The organism is Cytobacillus praedii, assembly GCF_001439605.1.
GTDB classification, from domain to species: Bacteria; Bacillota; Bacilli; order Bacillales; family Cytobacillaceae; genus Cytobacillus; species Cytobacillus praedii.
In genome coordinates, this window is the sequence record NZ_LMBX01000004.1 from 611 (window position 1) to 15,506 (window position 14,896).

Sequence of the window (14,896 nt, forward strand, 5' to 3'; positions counted from 1 at the left end):
TTTACTTGATAGGTATATATGGAAATATGATTATCGCGGGGTGGAGCAGTCCGGTAGCTCGTCGGGCTCATAACCCGAAGGTCGCAGGTTCAAATCCTGTCCCCGCAATTTGGTCCGGTAGTTCAGTTGGTTAGAATGCCTGCCTGTCACGCAGGAGGTCGCGGGTTCGAGTCCCGTCCGGACNNNATACATAGTGGCTCAGTAGCTCAGTCGGTAGAGCAAAGGACTGAAAATCCTTGTGTCGGCGGTTCGATTCCGTCCTGAGCCACCNAATACGATGCCGGCCTAGCTCAATTGGTAGAGCAACTGACTTGTAATCAGTAGGTTGGGGGTTCAAGTCCTCTGGCCGGCATGTCTCACACTTTTCCGGAGGGGTAGCGAAGTGGCTAAACGCGGCGGACTGTAAATCCGCTCCTTAGGGTTCGGCGGTTCGAATCCGTCCCCCTCCACCATTTATTTATAGGGGTATAGTTTAAAGGTAGAACTAAGGTCTCCAAAACCTTCAGTGTGGGTTCGATTCCTACTACCCCTGCCATTATTTATGGCGGTTGTGGCGAAGTGGTTAACGCATCGGATTGTGGTTCCGACATTCGTGGGTTCGATTCCCATCAGCCGCNATTTTATGAATGAATAAATTTGATTATGGCGATTGTGGCGAAGTGGTTAACGCATCGGATTGTGGTTCCGACACTCGTGGGTTCGATTCCCATCAGTCGCCCCATATTACGATTCACATAATCTACATTTGTTACATATAATATAAATAACTATTGGGCTATAGCCAAGCGGTAAGGCATCGCACTTTGACTGCGACATGCGTTGGTTCGAATCCAGCTAGCCCAGCCANGCGGAAGTAGTTCAGTGGTAGAACACCACCTTGCCAAGGTGGGGGTCGCGGGTTCGAATCCCGTCTTCCGCTCCAANTATTTTATGGCGGCATAGCCAAGTGGTAAGGCATGGGTCTGCAAAACCCTGATCACCGGTTCAAATCCGGTTGCCGCCTCCATAATTTACTAATCATTAACATATGAAATAGATACGCCGGGGTGGCGGAACTGGCAGACGCACAGGACTTAAAATCCTGCGGTAGGTGACTACCGTACCGGTTCGATTCCGGTCCTCGGCACTTTTTCGAGAAATAATTTAATATGCCGGTGTGGCGGAATTGGCAGACGCGCACGACTCAAAATCGTGTTCCTTCTGGAGTGTCGGTTCGACCCCGACCACCGGTATCAGTATTATCCACAAAAAAGACAGGTTATTGCCTGTCTTTTTTTGTGTTCGCTTAGGGATTTTGAATTATTGAAAAAAAGATAGTTGGTTTTATTGAGAAGCCTTTTGAAAGATTGAAGAACCATCATAATCTTATATTAAAAGTAGTTGTTGGCAGCTTAACGAAATATTAAATCTATTGAAGGATTAAAAACTGTCATTTCTGATATTAAATATTAACGGGCATCCATAGTAAGAATGGTTGTTGTTTTTGAACAAACGGGGCAGGAACAATTGCATCCATTAAGTCAGATCTATCAAACAATACAATTTGAACAATTGAATAGAAAAACAGAAGATAGGCTGTCTCTTGTGTCATATTAGACCTTGTGGCAGCCTATTTAACTCAATATTAGCCAACAAATTTTATATTCTGGCATGGATAGAAATGGTACTATTGTCTTGAAGAGCCCATCCCATAAAAAGGAGACTTGTTATGAAAGAAATCCTCATGAAGTATTTGGCTAAATATACTACGCTAACTGAAGCCGAGCAACAGGCAATTATTAATGATTTAATAATAGAGGGGTTTAAAAAGGGCACCTATCTAATCAAACAGGGCGATTCTCCAACAAAGAAATGTTTTTTTGTACTGAAAGGGTGTGTCAGACAGTATTATTTAGATGATGATGGAAAAGAGGTTACTTCAAATTTCTATACTGAAGAACAAGCCATTTTGTTGTTTAATTATGAAGAACCTGATCAATCATCCAACTACTCATTAACCTGTCAAGAAGACTGTGCATTAGTTGTTGCTGACGTAGAGTCCGAACTAAAAATGTATAAGCAATACACAGAGCTTGAATCCATGACACGAAGCATGATGGAAAACTACCTTGCCCAAGCACAAAATGAATACGCAAAATTTATTCGTTCTTCACCAGAAGCACGCTATAAAATGATCGTTCAAAATCGTCCAGATCTCCTCAAACGTGTGCCCCAACATCAATTGGCAAGTTATCTTGGCATGACACCAGAGTCTTTAAGCAGAATTAAAAAACGTATTCAATAGCATCTTCACTTATTTATCCTTCTTAACTTAAGTCAATGCTCCATCTGCATTTTCCGTCTACAATAATTGAAAAAGGATTAAAAGGAGGATGAAGGTGAAAGCAATTATCTCTGAAAGATATGGATCCCCAGATACACTTAAACTAAGCGAGGTAGCTACACCCACACCTAAACAAAATCAAGTATTAGTAAGAGTTCATGCATCATCAATAAATTTTGGTAATCTTGTTTTATTAACAGGAAAACCACTGCCAGCCCGATTAGCATTTGGTCTTATGAAACCGAAATACCCTATTCCTGGTGGGGACATTGCAGGAATAGTGGAGGCTATAGGTGAAAAAGTTACCCAATTTCAGGTAGGAGATAAGGTTTACGGAGACTTATCTAGAAGTGGCTGGGGAGCTTTTGCAGAGTATGTAGTTGTAGATGAAAAGGGATTGGCATTAAAACCTAGTAATCTATCCTTTACGGAAGCCGCAGCTGTTCCCATGGCAGCTACCACTGCTTTACAAGCTATAAGGGATAAAGGAATGGTAAGTGCTGGGCAGGAAGTACTCATTCATGGAGCTTCAGGCGGTGTAGGAACCTTTGCCGTTCAAATTGCAAAAGCGTTTGGTGCTGAAGTGACGGCTGTGGTGAGTACTAGAAACATAGACATCGTTAGGTCCCTTGGGGCAGACCATGTGATTGATTATAAAAATGAAGACTTTTTCAATCATAATCAGACCTTTGATTTAATTTTCGGAGTGAATGGTTCGCAATCTATATCTACTTATAAAAGAAAGCTGAAAGAGAATGGGGTATTCATTCATGTTGGTGGCACAAGTAGTCAAATGTATCAGACAATAACGGTAGGAACTTTGTTATCCATGATTGGAAAAAAGAAATTCATCCCCTTTATGCAGAGGACAAATCAAAATGATTTAGTTTTGATGAAAAAGCTTATTGAAGAAGGAAAAGTAAAGCCAGTTATAGACAGAAGCTATTCCTTGAGTGGGGTTCCAAAAGCATTTCAATATTTTGAAAATGGACATTCACAGGGGAAAGTTATTATAACAATTTAGTCTAACAGGTAGGAAGAGTTACCTAATAACAGAAAATAAGGGCGAAATAATAAAATTTGTGTGTTTGATGTAGAGAACGGTCCATGGCATCATAAAAGTTTAACGTTAATTTAAACTAAGCAGAAATCCCAAAAATATTGATCTATCAATATTTTTTGGGATTCTTTTTTTCTAGAATATCATTGGAAATGGTAGAGTCCTTTTTCTTTTTCTATTTTTTACACCAGAGTTTCCGCACGCTATATTCTACTTGCGTGACATTTATCCTAGAACTAAACGCTTATTCCCTGTTAGTTAAAAATCATTTAAATTATAGAAAGAATTGGTAATTTAGGAGGAGAACATGGGGAGAAAAACGTGCTGGTTAATGCTTATTTTATTGACATTCCTTTTCTTAGTTGGATGTGAGAATAATAAGGAAGAACAGGCAAATCAGGAAAAAAGGAGTAATCCTGCTTTAGAGAATACAAGCCAAGCTTCAGAAAAAGAGATTGTAGCAGAGAATAAAGAGGATGATACTAATCCGACTACCATCAAATTAAGCGGAAATGTAGAAAATAAAAATGGGAAGATTGTGGTAAATGGAGAAAGTAATTTAATAGAAGGTACTAAAGTGGAAATTGATTGGCTGGATCGGCCATTTTCAATTCGGAATCCAATCTGTCTAATTTGTGATAAGTTTGCCGTTGTTGATAAGAATGGGAATTTTACATATGAAATACCTACCGATTTAAAAGGCTATGGAAATATTTTAGTCACGATAAAAGTGGCTTTTGTTGGATCAGGGCAGACAGATGAGATTGAAGCAATATATGGTGAGCATGGAGAGAACTTAAAAGGACCTTTTGTCTACAAAGATGAAATCACTGATGTAGAATATCAAAAAATATATGCGCCCATCCTTGTATTGCCTAGCGGAGAAGAAACCGTGTATCCGATAGAAACACCTAAAAGGGAGACGGTTCCAAATGATTATGGAAGCGCGAATGTATGGGTTGAAACGGAATTAACCAATGACCATTATTATTTCTATATTAAAGGGAAATCGAACTTATTAGAGGGAACAGCATTGTCTGCTTCCTATTATTCATCTGAAGATGCAAGTCTTGCACAAAATTGGGTGAATTCAAGTACAAATATCGTTAGTGATGGTACTTTTTTAATTCAGATTCCATATGATACCATCACAGAAAATGGCTATATTACTATTACTTCAGAACCGAGTAGTGGGCATATCTTAAAAACAAAAATGAAGCAACTTTACGGGGAGCACTTCGAAAAAATGACGGGTGAGCTGGTTATTCCAAATAAGGAAAGCGGGAAGATGATTCAAGTCGTCCTATACCCGAAGCCGCCAATCGTTAAAGCTCCGGAAAAAACAAGTGTGACTACAGATGGGGAAGAAACAAAAATTCAATTGCCTGATGATATTTTATTTAATCATGATCAAAGTGATTTGAAACCTGATTCACAGAAAACATTGAATGAATTAATTCAAGCTTTAGAAAAATTGAAAGCAGATACTGTTATTCAAATTAATGGACATACCGATAATACTGGTGATGACCAGTATAATATGATGCTATCAGAAAAACGGGCAAAGTCGGTAGAAACCTATTTACGGCAAAGTGGAAAAATTGACTCTATAAAGATCAGTACATCAGGATATGGTGAATCCATGCCGATTGCTTCAAATGATTCTGAGGAAGGGAAAGCAAAAAACCGTCGTGTAGAAATTGTGATAAATCCAAAAAAGTAGAATGAAAAAACAAATGCTTGTTCATTTACTAACCTAATCAGATTTATAATATTATCGGATTTTCAAACCTCAAAAATAATAAAGCTTTAATGCCAGTCAATTGAGATTGGCATTTTTTAATAGGTTTTTGTGTAGCAGCATGGATCAATCCATCAACAAGTATAAATTGAAACGTAGGTTTTGATACGACTTTTGAAACTAGAGCAATAAGTGAAAGGCAGTCTCTTAATAACTCTATGAAAGTGTGTCATAAACACTCGTACATGAGACGGACTAAAGAAAATAAAGGAGTTTTATAGTATAAGGTCAAATAATATTCTAGAGTAATAAAATGGATGAAGGAGAAAGAAAATGAGTAAGGATGTGAAAGTAAAGCAGAATCCTTACAAAGTTTCATTATCACGAGATTGATGCACAATTAAATGCCGAAATTGAAGAAGAGAGAAGAAAGGTTAAATTGTATGTTAAGCTGCAAGATTATGCAGAAATACTCAATATCAAGAAATGCCTATTTGTTTATAGTTACGAGGGGAGGTATTAATGAGAATGAATGAAAGAACATATCTAAGTATAGAAGAGATTATTTCATTACCAACCTTATCAGATACAAACATAAGTGATAATGGAAAAAACGTAGCATTTGTCAAGAAGACAGCTAGCTGGAAAGACAATAAATATAGGAATCATGTTTGGATAAATGAAAAAGATAAGGGGCAGTGTTACCCATTACCACCTGAGGATATAGATAGTACATCCCCAATATGGTCTCCAGATTCTAGCGTTATCGCATACCTTAGCCCAGTTGGTGACAGGGATAATAAGAAAAATCAAATCTTTGTTAAGTCAATAGATGGTTATAGTGGGGTTCAAATTACTGATGAGAAGGAAGGGGTCAGTAATTTTAAATGGGAGCCTGCTGGCAAGGGTTTTTATTATGTTGCACAGTCAAAAGAAGCCGAGGCAATAAAGATACGTAAAGAACGATATGGAGAATTCCATCGTATCGGTAAGGAATACCAGAATAATTGTTTATATTACATTGAAATAGAAAAAGTGATACAAGATGATAAAGATGAACACGAAAATAGCGTTGTTTATCAACTAACTGATGGTAAGGATTTCCATATCCATGTATTTGATATTTCAAATGATGGGAAAAAGGCTGTATTTATGGCTACGCCGAGCCCAAATATGGGAGATTATATGAATGGAGATCTATACATACTAGATATTAAAGCTGGAGAGCTACAAAAGCTAAATATAGATAAGTTGTTGGGAGGGAGCGTTTGCTTTTCTCCAGACGGCAGCAAAATATGCTATTCAGCAAGCATAAGGGAGAAGGATTACTATAAGACTCATATACAAGACAGTACATTGGTGATCTATGATATTAATAGTGGAGGGCTAACTCTGCCTTTAACAGATTTTGATAGTACGGTTATACCATTACGGTGGACAGTTAAAGGAATTTTAATTAGATGGCAGAATAAAACTAATTATCTTATTGGGATGTTAGCTGAGAATGGTACTGTGGAAATGTTAAGCGAAGAAGCAGATAGCTTTATAATGGATGCTTCGATAACAATGGATGGAAATCATATATCCTATAATAAGGCTATAACAAATGAAACCTTTGAAATCTATTTAGACGATAAAAAAATAACGAATGAAAATAGATTTTTCAAAGGAAAGCTTAAAAGTAACAGGGAAATCATCTCATGGCAAAGCAGTGATGGTCATGAAATAGAGGGAGTTTTATCAACCCCAGCAGAGTTTGATGAAAATAAAAAATATCCCTTATTAGTAGTAATCCATGGTGGTCCGGCTTGGGCATCCTTTCCGATATTTTCAGACTGTTTTAATGAGAAATATCCTATTGAACAGTTTATCGAAAAAGGCTTTATCGTATTAGAACCAAACTATAGGGGAAGTTCGGGTTATGGGAATGAATTCTTAAAATCAAACTATAGAAAACTGGGAATTGCTAACTACGATGATGTTATATCTGGAGTGGATAAACTAGTTGATAGAGGGATTGCGGATAAAGATCGAGTAGGGGTTATGGGATGGAGCAACGGGGGATATATATCAGCTTTCTGTTCTACGTATAGTAGTAGATTTAAAGCTATTTCAGTTGGAGGTGGAATTACTAATTGGATTACCCATTATGTAAATACAGATATCCCTTACTATATCAGGATGTATTTAGGAAATAATCCATGGAATGATCCAGAGATCTATGCTAAAACATCACCAATGACATATATTAAATCAGCCTGTACTCCTACTCTAATCCAACATGGCGAAAAGGATGCAAGAGTCCCAACTCCCAATGCATATGAGCTATATCAAGGATTAAAGGATATGGAAGTGGATACAGAATTAATTATTTTCAAAGGAATGGCATATAGTCCGGACCAGCCAGGAATGAATGTAGCTATTATGAAGCAGAATTTGACGTGGTTTTCACACTATATTCTTGGAGAAAGTATGAAAGATACTAGGGTTTTATGATGACTAAATGGTTATCCTTTAAAGATACATAAGAATGAAATAGCCTACATGAAGAATCTTTTTTTCTTATTTAGCCTGTGATTGCAGCTCTATGATTACTAACTAAAAATGTCTGAAATTCTATTAAAAGGAGTAAATAGGATGATGCGTTCAACTGTAATTAGAAATTTTCAACAAGCGGATATGCCACTATTAGGTGATTTTTATCAAGCTGTTACAAAGGGCAAGAAGGTAGTTTTTTGGTGGATTGGTCCAGAAGAAAATTGGCAGAATGTATACTGTGCATTTGAAAATGAACAGATGGTTGGAAAAGGTCAAGTTGAAGTGATTCATGTGGTTCGGGATGGCTTTCCACAAGAGAGTAAACATACTATCTACTTGAACTTAAAAGTATTGCCTAAAAGAGAATCTGATTATGAATTATATAAAGAGCTATATGAAAAACTATACAACCGTGCATTAGAATTAAAGCAACTGCTTTCTGCAAACTATCAAACTATTTTATGTGTCGGGAATTTTAGAACAGAGGTTAGAAATAATCAGTTTTTTGTAGAGGAAAAAGGTTTTAAGCATTTAAACACTTTATACACGATGAAAAGGGATCTAAAAAAACGGATTGAATCTGTTAACTTGCTGCAACCCGAATTACATTGGGAATATTGGAAGATGAGCAGTATTGAAGAGGAAAAAGAATATTTAGAGGTTGAGGCAGAAATTTGGCCGGATGCTGCATTAGGCATAAATAGATTACGTGATTACAAAAACAACAAATTCTGGACCTCCATTACAATTAGGGATAAAGGGGCTATCATTGCTAGTGCAATGGCCTGGCAAGAAGATGAAATGGGAGTTATCGAAGAAGTGTTTGTCAGAAAACATTGGCGCAAACAAGGTATTGCTAAGTTCCTCCTAACTACGGCTCTAACTTATTTAAAAGAAAAAGGGCTGAAAGAAGCTAAATTAATGGTAGATACAGAGAATGAAAAGGCGTTAAATTTATACAAATCAGTCGGATTTGAAGTAACGGATGAGGAAAATAGATTTTTTATTGAGCTTAATTGTTAATCATTTTGTCTAAAGTGTGTATAAAGTGGAGTTTGTTCCGCCGGTATCATAAAAAAGCGATTGAGAGTTCTCATTCAAAATGAGAGCCCTTTTTTATTTTCACAAAACTGACTTTGTAGGAGACAAGAAGAACGAATGCCTGGACTAATAGAGGGAGAGTATTCTCTTTTTTCTATGAAAAATACTGAAGATTTCTTTTAAACAAAGCAATATAAGTCAAAAAATACCTGCTTTCTTTTGTTATCTTATTAGTAAGGAGGTTCAAGGAATGAGCTACAGTCCTATCATACAAAAAACGATTGAGTATATAGAGATGAATTTACATGAAGAGCTTTCTTTAGAACGTGTTGCTCAGTTTGCAGGATTCTCAAAGTATCACTATCATCGTATTTTTCAAAAAGAGGTTGGCGTCACAGCATCAGAATATATTCGATATCGAAGAATTGCAAATTCAGCGAACATGCTGCTTTATACGGATGAAAAGATCATCGATATTGCGCTCTATTATCGCTTTGAAACACAAGAATCATTTACTCGTTCGTTTAAGAAGTTTTATCATTTGCCGCCAGGACACTATCGTAAAATGATGAGTAAATTGACGATACAAAAGGAGGAAATGCAATTGAAAAATGAACAGCTATTAAAAGGATGGAAATTAAGCGGAAGTCACCCATTTAACTATCAGATGGGAATTGATCGAGAAACCTTTCATAAAGGGAAGGCATCTGGCTTCCTAAAATCTGTTACCGTTCATGGCCAAGGTGAATTTGCAACAATGATGCAGGAATTTAAAGCTGAGAAGTATCTTGGCAAAAGATTAAAGCTCTCAGGGTTTATAAAATCTCAAGATGTTGATGGATTCTGTGGATTTTGGATGCGTGTCGATGATTCCCTTGGGGATGTGCTGCAATTTGATAATATGAGTGACCGCCCAATTGTAGGGAATCATGAGTGGAATCATTATCACATTGTTTTAGATGTGCCAGAAAATAGTGCAGTCATCGCATTTGGTGTCATACTTTCAGGAAATGGGCATGTGTGGATAGATGAATTGAAATTTGAAGAAGTGGATCAACAAACGCCGACTACGAATATTGACTTTTCTTCTGATCTATTAGATGAGCCTGTCAATTTAACCTTTGAAGAATGATTTTAGTTTAACCTTGCGAAAGGAAGAATGCTATGCAAAATTCCAAAAAAAGAAAGCTTGGAATCGTAATCGGTTTTGTTCTCGCAGCAGCTATTATCGCTGGAAAGTTTTTTGCAGGCAATATGCTTGCTCAATTTTTAAAAGATTTCTTATTCAGTGGGTAACCTGCCTATGTATTTTTTGAAGAGTGGAGGAGATGGGATTGAATTTTTTATTGGCTATAATGAAGAGTTTTTTACATCTTGGGGGACTCCAAATAGCAATGATCCTTTGTGTGGCAGCTGGAATAATTTACTTAGCTAGGCAAAGTAAAAACAGTGATAGGGGAAAAAATCAGCCTGTAGAAAAGCAAATGTAGAAATCAACAGGCTGAATAGGGTAACTGTAGGCTATTGATCGAATAAATGATGCAGCAATCTGTCTCTGTTATCAAAAAATTGTTTCATAATACTAAAATGATTTGTTTCTTCAAGCGATGTTTCTTGTGCCCCTTCTTCTGTCAGTTCGATAATTTTGGCATTTGGATAGGACATAATAATTGGTGAATGGGTAGCAATGATAAATTGCGAATTTTGATGGACTAATTCATGAATGTGGGCTAACATGGATAGCTGTCTTAAAGGGGATAAGGCAGCCTCTGGTTCATCTAATAGATAAATGCCATTTCCGCGAAAACGATTTACAAATGTTGCCCAAAAGGACTCTCCATGTGATTGTTCATGAAGTGATACGCCTCCGAATGAATCAATAATTCTTGGTCCAGGTGCTGGTTCCCTGTCTAATTCCTCTATGTTTGTTGCTACATTATAAAAGGTCTCTGCACGAAGGAAAAATCCATCCTGGGGCCTTTCAACCCCCTTAATCAGCTTAATATACTTGTCCAGCGGAGAGTGAGAATTAAAGGTAGTAAAATTAAAATTTAATGAACCTCCTTCTGGATTGAATCCAGCAGCAATCGCAATCGCTTCTAATAACGTTGATTTGCCCATTCCATTTTCGCCAACGAAATAGGTGACATTTGGATGAAAGGATAGTTCATCTAAAGTCTTAATGCTTGGTAAATGAAAGGGATACTTATTAAAAGAAGCAATGCTGTCACGTTTCAGTTTTATGCCTCTTAAATATTGATTTTCCTCCACAAAACAACACCTCTTTATATTTTGAAGTATTTTACAAATGACTTCCTTAATACCAAATAATAACATAGAATAATGATTAATAGATGACTTTACCGATAGCTTTAAGGTAATAGAGTATATTCAGGGGGAATAGTGCATGGAAATAGATAAATTGAAGCTAGCGATCAGGGAGCTGCCGGAAGAGGAAGCGAAATCACTGCTCTTTCATGTCCTTCTAAGAATGAATCTTTTGAGAGAAACAGCGTATTCGGAGACAGAGTTTATTAGTGATATTAAAAATGTATACGAAACGGTTTTCAAAATATCAAGAGAGCGGTCGGAAAGCAGCCAACATAGGGAATTTCATATGACTCATATTCTTTTCGGTGATTCCCCAGCGGGGTCTTTAAAATATGCTTTAAAGAAAATGGGCGCATCTAAAAAAGAAAAGGTCATTTCATTTTGGGACATGTTCTCGGTTGGTCCAGTCTGGAAACTGCATGAAAAGGCTGGGCAGCAAGCTAGATTTGATTTTATGCAAAAGGTCATGAATGACGAACATGATGATTTTCGAGATTATCAAAAGAAATTTTATGAAACGATGGATCAGATCGTTTCTATTCCAGAGGATGTGCCGATAACCATATGGGTGGCTGAAAATGCCCATGAACAAACGGGACTGCGATATGTTCTGCACTTATTAAAGAATAAAACGAATGACATCAAAGTGATTAATTCAACAAAAATGTTTACGGAAAAATTTAATCGGCCTGATATCGAATACTTTGCGATAAAGACTGGAGAAATCATTCCAGAAAAATTACAAGTAATTTACGAAGAAAGTAAAGCGGAAGCCTCTTTGTCACAGCATGAAAGAAAGGGACTTGAAGAAGAATGGGCAGCGCTCGCAGACACCGACGAAACCTTGCGAATTTGGCAAAATGAAAAGATAAAGAGTGTCAGAGAAGACTATTATGATCAGTATATGATAAATACGGCAAAAAACCTTCAGATTGAGCGAGAACGTGCAGAAGAACCTGAAGCATATATGAAATCTGCAAGATTAATAGGAGAAGTGATCGGGCATTTAGACCAATATATGGGGGATACATTTTTCGAGTATCGGCTAAGAAAGCTAATAGAAAAAGGCGTTTTTGAGATGGAAGGGAATTTAAAGGCTATGAGATATTACAGTGTGAGATTGAAAGGCTGATGGCATGATTCAATCACGTTATATCAAGAAGAGGAAGCTCCTGCATGGCCATTATTTTTAAACCAAGAATGAGAATGCTGCGTCTAAAAAAGTTGAAGCAGGTGTAGCCGCCAAGTGAATGAGTATGCAAAATATTTACCTAGGAATAAGCATGACTTTGAAAGAGTGTATAAATTAAAGAAAATGGAGCGAACAGAGCTCTTGCCTTTGCTTCCCAGTCTAATGGAATGGGTTCAGGACATGAATTGGCCGATTGCCCATGAGGTCGCGGAGCTGCTAGTAACATTCCCGAATGAAATGGTTCCGCTTATTAAGGATGTTTTAGCTGCAGATGATGATGTGTGGAAGTATTGGTGTTTGAAAATTTTGGTTAGAAGGTTACCCGAAGAGTTCAGGATGTCTTTTGAGAGTGAATTAATAAGAATGGCTGAAAGACCTACGGCAGGGGAAAAATTAGAGGAACTGGATGAAACAGCAAAGGAGATCTTATGGAGGACTGAATGAGTAAGGAGAGGTGGGGTTCACGCTTCTCAACGGGATAGCAGTTCTGTTTACTGGAAGGAGAACGAACCTTCCCATATTGATAGTAAAAGAAAGTTATATCTACTATTGAGATTTAGTAGAAGCATAGGGAGAACGGAATATGTCAGATAAAAAAGTCCGAGGACTGAAACGTAAATCGAGAAGTATGGTCAACAGATTGGAACAGGAAACGATGAAGTTCCCTTCTGATTTTTATAATGGTTACTGGCATCTTCATTTACCAGTAGCACAAGATTTTATTGCTTCAATAAAAACCCCTAAAGCGATCAAACGCCTATGTATACAGACCTTGCTAGATAGAGCAGAGCATTTAAAGAGAATAAAGCCTCCATCTAACCAGAAATTTAGGATTGTTGTGGCGATTGATCTACCTGATTTATGGAATAGCCAGATAATCATTTTTTCTGGAGATAGCCATTTTAAAGGTTTTTTTGATAGAAATGATGATTATCAAAAGTGGATCCCTTTATCAGTTGAAAGGAATATGGCAAGTGAATGGGATCTATCAATTCCTGATGGTATGGGCTGTCTAGGCATAAGAGAAGAAATAAAGGATGAAGATGCGGAACTGTTTGAAAATGAAATTTGGTTTGTGGGGGAATTAGATTAGGTGAATAATAACTTTATTGCTAATGGAATAGAGCCCAAAATACTTTAATAATAAAGCGGCATTATAATTAAATATTTCACAAAGCAGAGTGTGTGATATTTGCAAAATATATAATAATAATTTATCTGATAGAACGGATTAACATATAAAGTGGGGGTCGGTTTGGCCGTATGATGGATTTAATATCCTTGATTGAAAAGAAAAAAGTAAAGATAACAGAAATACCTAAATGGGGAACGTATTTGCGGAACAATGGGAAGGGAATTTTGCCAATCATCTTAGTGAAAAGGATAAGAAGTCTATATATCTTTTTGATGAAGACGGCTGCTGTGGCTATCTATGGCATCTATTTAGTTTTGAAAAAAAGAATTGTTTCAAGGAAGAGCAAGCCGATAAAGCATTTAACAAAGAGTTAAAGAAATATTGTTATGTCTTTTATCAACATTCAGATGATGCATTGATTCTTGAAAATGCCTCGTTTATAAATACAGATGATTTTGCAAATGAAAAAGATGTGTATGTTGTAGATAAAGAGTTTAATTGGACTTATGTCAGAACCCATGAAACAGGCTGGTGTGGTCCATATTTCTGCAGAAAAGAAAGCTAAATAGATTGATTAGCATTTAATCGTAACACCATTAGATAATCCCTTGACCCATTTACTGTTGAAAAGGATATAAAGACTGATTCGGTGATATAGGTGAAAAATATTTGAGAAGCAGGAAGTGAGATAAAATGAGCAGACCAGAGTTATATATTACATTAGTTGTTGGGCCTAATTGTGATATGGAGGCATTTGCTATGCGTTCTACACTTGAATATTTTGGCGCAAGGGTTACAGTGCATTGGATTGGGAGACCTAATGATTTAATCGATGTCCTATCTGGAGAAGAGCTGGATAAGAGGTGTGATTATTTAATTCTGGCATTTCATGGAGATGAGGGGAGATTGTGTATGCCGGAATTGGGAGAAGAAGTCTATGAGCCTGATGAACCAAGAGGAGAGTTTTTTGACTTTCATGATGTAAAGCGATATGCAAATTTACAAAATATTAAAGTCATTGCAAGTGGATGTACGTTAGGAGAAGAAAAATTAGCAAATGCATTCCTTGAATGTGGCTGTCATTCTTACATAGCTCCAGACGATTATATTGATGGGAATTCATCGTTAATGTTTGTGATTCGATTTATGTACGAGATGATAAATAACAAAAAAAATCAGCAGGATGCGTATGAAATTGCAAAATCTATTGATGAAGAATGCTTAATGTATCAACGATTTGTATCTCAAAATACAATTGTCTAACTTTAATGGTTACATTTTTTCGGGGCATGAATGAGGGACCAGGCCAGATAAAGAATGAAAGAGCAGGAGGGAGAAATTTCCCCCATGCACTGTTAAAAGATTAAAACTCTCCTTCATACAAAAAATCAGATAGCTGACTTTCTAAGCTTTCCAATTGCATGATTTGCGAATGAGGAAATCCATTTCTATTTGTTTTCTGAGAACATATCCAGCATGAACAATGGACCTTTCCTTTTGCAAAATATCCTGTGAAGCGAGAGTGCCATCCGAAT

At 36.9% G+C, this 14,896-nt stretch carries 14 protein-coding genes, 13 tRNA genes and 1 pseudogene; 26 read left to right on the forward strand and 2 right to left on the reverse strand.

Annotation, left to right across the window (positions count from 1 at the left end; all coding sequences use genetic code 11):
• Positions 1-34: 34 nt before the first annotated feature.
• The 13 genes from ASU02_RS05345 to ASU02_RS05405 all read left to right on the forward strand — a co-directional run bounded on the left by ASU02_RS05345 (position 35) and on the right by ASU02_RS05405 (position 1,232).
• A tRNA-Met gene (locus ASU02_RS05345) sits at positions 35-108 on the forward strand.
• Positions 109-111: 3 nt separating this feature from the next.
• Positions 112-183, forward strand: a tRNA-Asp gene (locus ASU02_RS05350).
• A gap of 12 nt (positions 184-195) precedes the next feature.
• Positions 196-268 (forward strand) — tRNA-Phe (locus ASU02_RS05355).
• An 11-nt stretch (positions 269-279) separates the two neighbouring features.
• Positions 280-352 (forward strand) — tRNA-Thr (locus ASU02_RS05360).
• Between the two features lie 16 nt (positions 353-368).
• A tRNA-Tyr gene (locus tag ASU02_RS05365) sits at positions 369-452 on the forward strand.
• A gap of 9 nt (positions 453-461) precedes the next feature.
• Positions 462-535: transfer RNA gene (locus ASU02_RS05370), tRNA-Trp, on the forward strand.
• A gap of 9 nt (positions 536-544) precedes the next feature.
• Positions 545-616: transfer RNA gene (locus ASU02_RS05375), tRNA-His, on the forward strand.
• A gap of 29 nt (positions 617-645) precedes the next feature.
• A tRNA-His gene (locus tag ASU02_RS05380) sits at positions 646-721 on the forward strand.
• A 50-nt stretch (positions 722-771) separates the two neighbouring features.
• Positions 772-846, forward strand: a tRNA-Gln gene (locus tag ASU02_RS05385).
• 1 nt (position 847) lies between these two features.
• Positions 848-922, forward strand: a tRNA-Gly gene (locus tag ASU02_RS05390).
• Between the two features lie 10 nt (positions 923-932).
• Positions 933-1,006: transfer RNA gene (locus ASU02_RS05395), tRNA-Cys, on the forward strand.
• A gap of 34 nt (positions 1,007-1,040) precedes the next feature.
• Positions 1,041-1,126 (forward strand) — tRNA-Leu (locus ASU02_RS05400).
• Between the two features lie 24 nt (positions 1,127-1,150).
• Positions 1,151-1,232, forward strand: a tRNA-Leu gene (locus ASU02_RS05405).
• 209 nt (positions 1,233-1,441) lie between these two features.
• Here the strand turns inward: ASU02_RS05405 and ASU02_RS26315 are convergent.
• Positions 1,442-1,591 carry a hypothetical protein gene (locus ASU02_RS26315; protein ID WP_157684482.1) on the reverse strand — a complete coding sequence of 50 codons (150 nt, stop codon included), beginning with the start codon at positions 1,589-1,591 and terminating at the stop codon, positions 1,442-1,444.
• Positions 1,592-1,708: 117 nt separating this feature from the next.
• Between ASU02_RS26315 and ASU02_RS05410 the strand changes: the two genes are divergently transcribed.
• The 8 genes from ASU02_RS05410 to ASU02_RS26320 all read left to right on the forward strand — a co-directional run bounded on the left by ASU02_RS05410 (position 1,709) and on the right by ASU02_RS26320 (position 10,193).
• Positions 1,709-2,284 (forward strand): Crp/Fnr family transcriptional regulator, encoded by a 576-nt coding sequence (locus ASU02_RS05410; RefSeq protein ID WP_057761765.1) that lies wholly within the window; start codon positions 1,709-1,711, stop codon positions 2,282-2,284.
• Between the two features lie 94 nt (positions 2,285-2,378).
• Positions 2,379-3,347 (forward strand): NAD(P)-dependent alcohol dehydrogenase, encoded by a 969-nt coding sequence (locus ASU02_RS05415; RefSeq protein WP_057761767.1) that lies wholly within the window; start codon positions 2,379-2,381, stop codon positions 3,345-3,347.
• 343 nt (positions 3,348-3,690) lie between these two features.
• Positions 3,691-5,106, forward strand: a complete 1,416-nt coding sequence (locus tag ASU02_RS05420) for an OmpA family protein (RefSeq protein WP_057761769.1) — start codon at positions 3,691-3,693, stop codon at positions 5,104-5,106.
• A 540-nt stretch (positions 5,107-5,646) separates the two neighbouring features.
• Complete coding sequence (locus ASU02_RS05425) at positions 5,647-7,620, forward strand: S9 family peptidase (RefSeq protein WP_057761771.1); 1,974 nt, start codon at positions 5,647-5,649, stop codon at positions 7,618-7,620.
• Between the two features lie 141 nt (positions 7,621-7,761).
• Complete coding sequence (locus ASU02_RS05430; protein ID WP_332307625.1) at positions 7,762-8,685, forward strand: GNAT family N-acetyltransferase; 924 nt, start codon at positions 7,762-7,764, stop codon at positions 8,683-8,685.
• Positions 8,686-8,953: 268 nt separating this feature from the next.
• Positions 8,954-9,835 (forward strand): helix-turn-helix transcriptional regulator, encoded by an 882-nt coding sequence (locus tag ASU02_RS05435; protein ID WP_057761774.1) that lies wholly within the window; start codon positions 8,954-8,956, stop codon positions 9,833-9,835.
• A 32-nt stretch (positions 9,836-9,867) separates the two neighbouring features.
• On the forward strand, positions 9,868-9,999 hold the full coding sequence (locus tag ASU02_RS27180; protein ID WP_269745964.1) for a hypothetical protein: 132 nt from the start codon (positions 9,868-9,870) through the stop codon (positions 9,997-9,999).
• A 38-nt stretch (positions 10,000-10,037) separates the two neighbouring features.
• Positions 10,038-10,193 (forward strand): hypothetical protein, encoded by a 156-nt coding sequence (locus tag ASU02_RS26320; protein ID WP_157684483.1) that lies wholly within the window; start codon positions 10,038-10,040, stop codon positions 10,191-10,193.
• A gap of 31 nt (positions 10,194-10,224) precedes the next feature.
• Here ASU02_RS26320 and ASU02_RS05440 read toward each other — a convergent pair whose 3' ends face one another.
• On the reverse strand, positions 10,225-10,974 hold the full coding sequence (locus tag ASU02_RS05440) for an AAA family ATPase (RefSeq protein ID WP_057761776.1): 750 nt from the start codon (positions 10,972-10,974) through the stop codon (positions 10,225-10,227).
• Positions 10,975-11,110: 136 nt separating this feature from the next.
• Between ASU02_RS05440 and ASU02_RS05445 the strand changes: the two genes are divergently transcribed.
• The 5 genes and pseudogenes from ASU02_RS05445 (at position 11,111) to ASU02_RS05465 (ending at position 14,624) form a co-directional block, all read left to right on the forward strand.
• A complete protein-coding gene (locus ASU02_RS05445) occupies positions 11,111-12,166 on the forward strand; it encodes a DUF1835 domain-containing protein (RefSeq protein WP_082631704.1) in 1,056 nt (351 codons plus the stop codon).
• A gap of 114 nt (positions 12,167-12,280) precedes the next feature.
• Positions 12,281-12,670, forward strand: a complete 390-nt coding sequence (locus tag ASU02_RS05450; RefSeq protein ID WP_057761779.1) for a DUF5071 domain-containing protein — start codon at positions 12,281-12,283, stop codon at positions 12,668-12,670.
• A gap of 139 nt (positions 12,671-12,809) precedes the next feature.
• Positions 12,810-13,319: a DUF3916 domain-containing protein gene (locus ASU02_RS05455; protein WP_057761781.1), complete on the forward strand. Its 510-nt coding sequence runs from the start codon at positions 12,810-12,812 to the stop codon at positions 13,317-13,319.
• A gap of 173 nt (positions 13,320-13,492) precedes the next feature.
• Positions 13,493-13,926, forward strand: a pseudogene (locus ASU02_RS05460) (DUF4275 family protein).
• A gap of 128 nt (positions 13,927-14,054) precedes the next feature.
• On the forward strand, positions 14,055-14,624 hold the full coding sequence (locus tag ASU02_RS05465; protein WP_057761784.1) for a hypothetical protein: 570 nt from the start codon (positions 14,055-14,057) through the stop codon (positions 14,622-14,624).
• Positions 14,625-14,896: the final 272 nt, after the last annotated feature.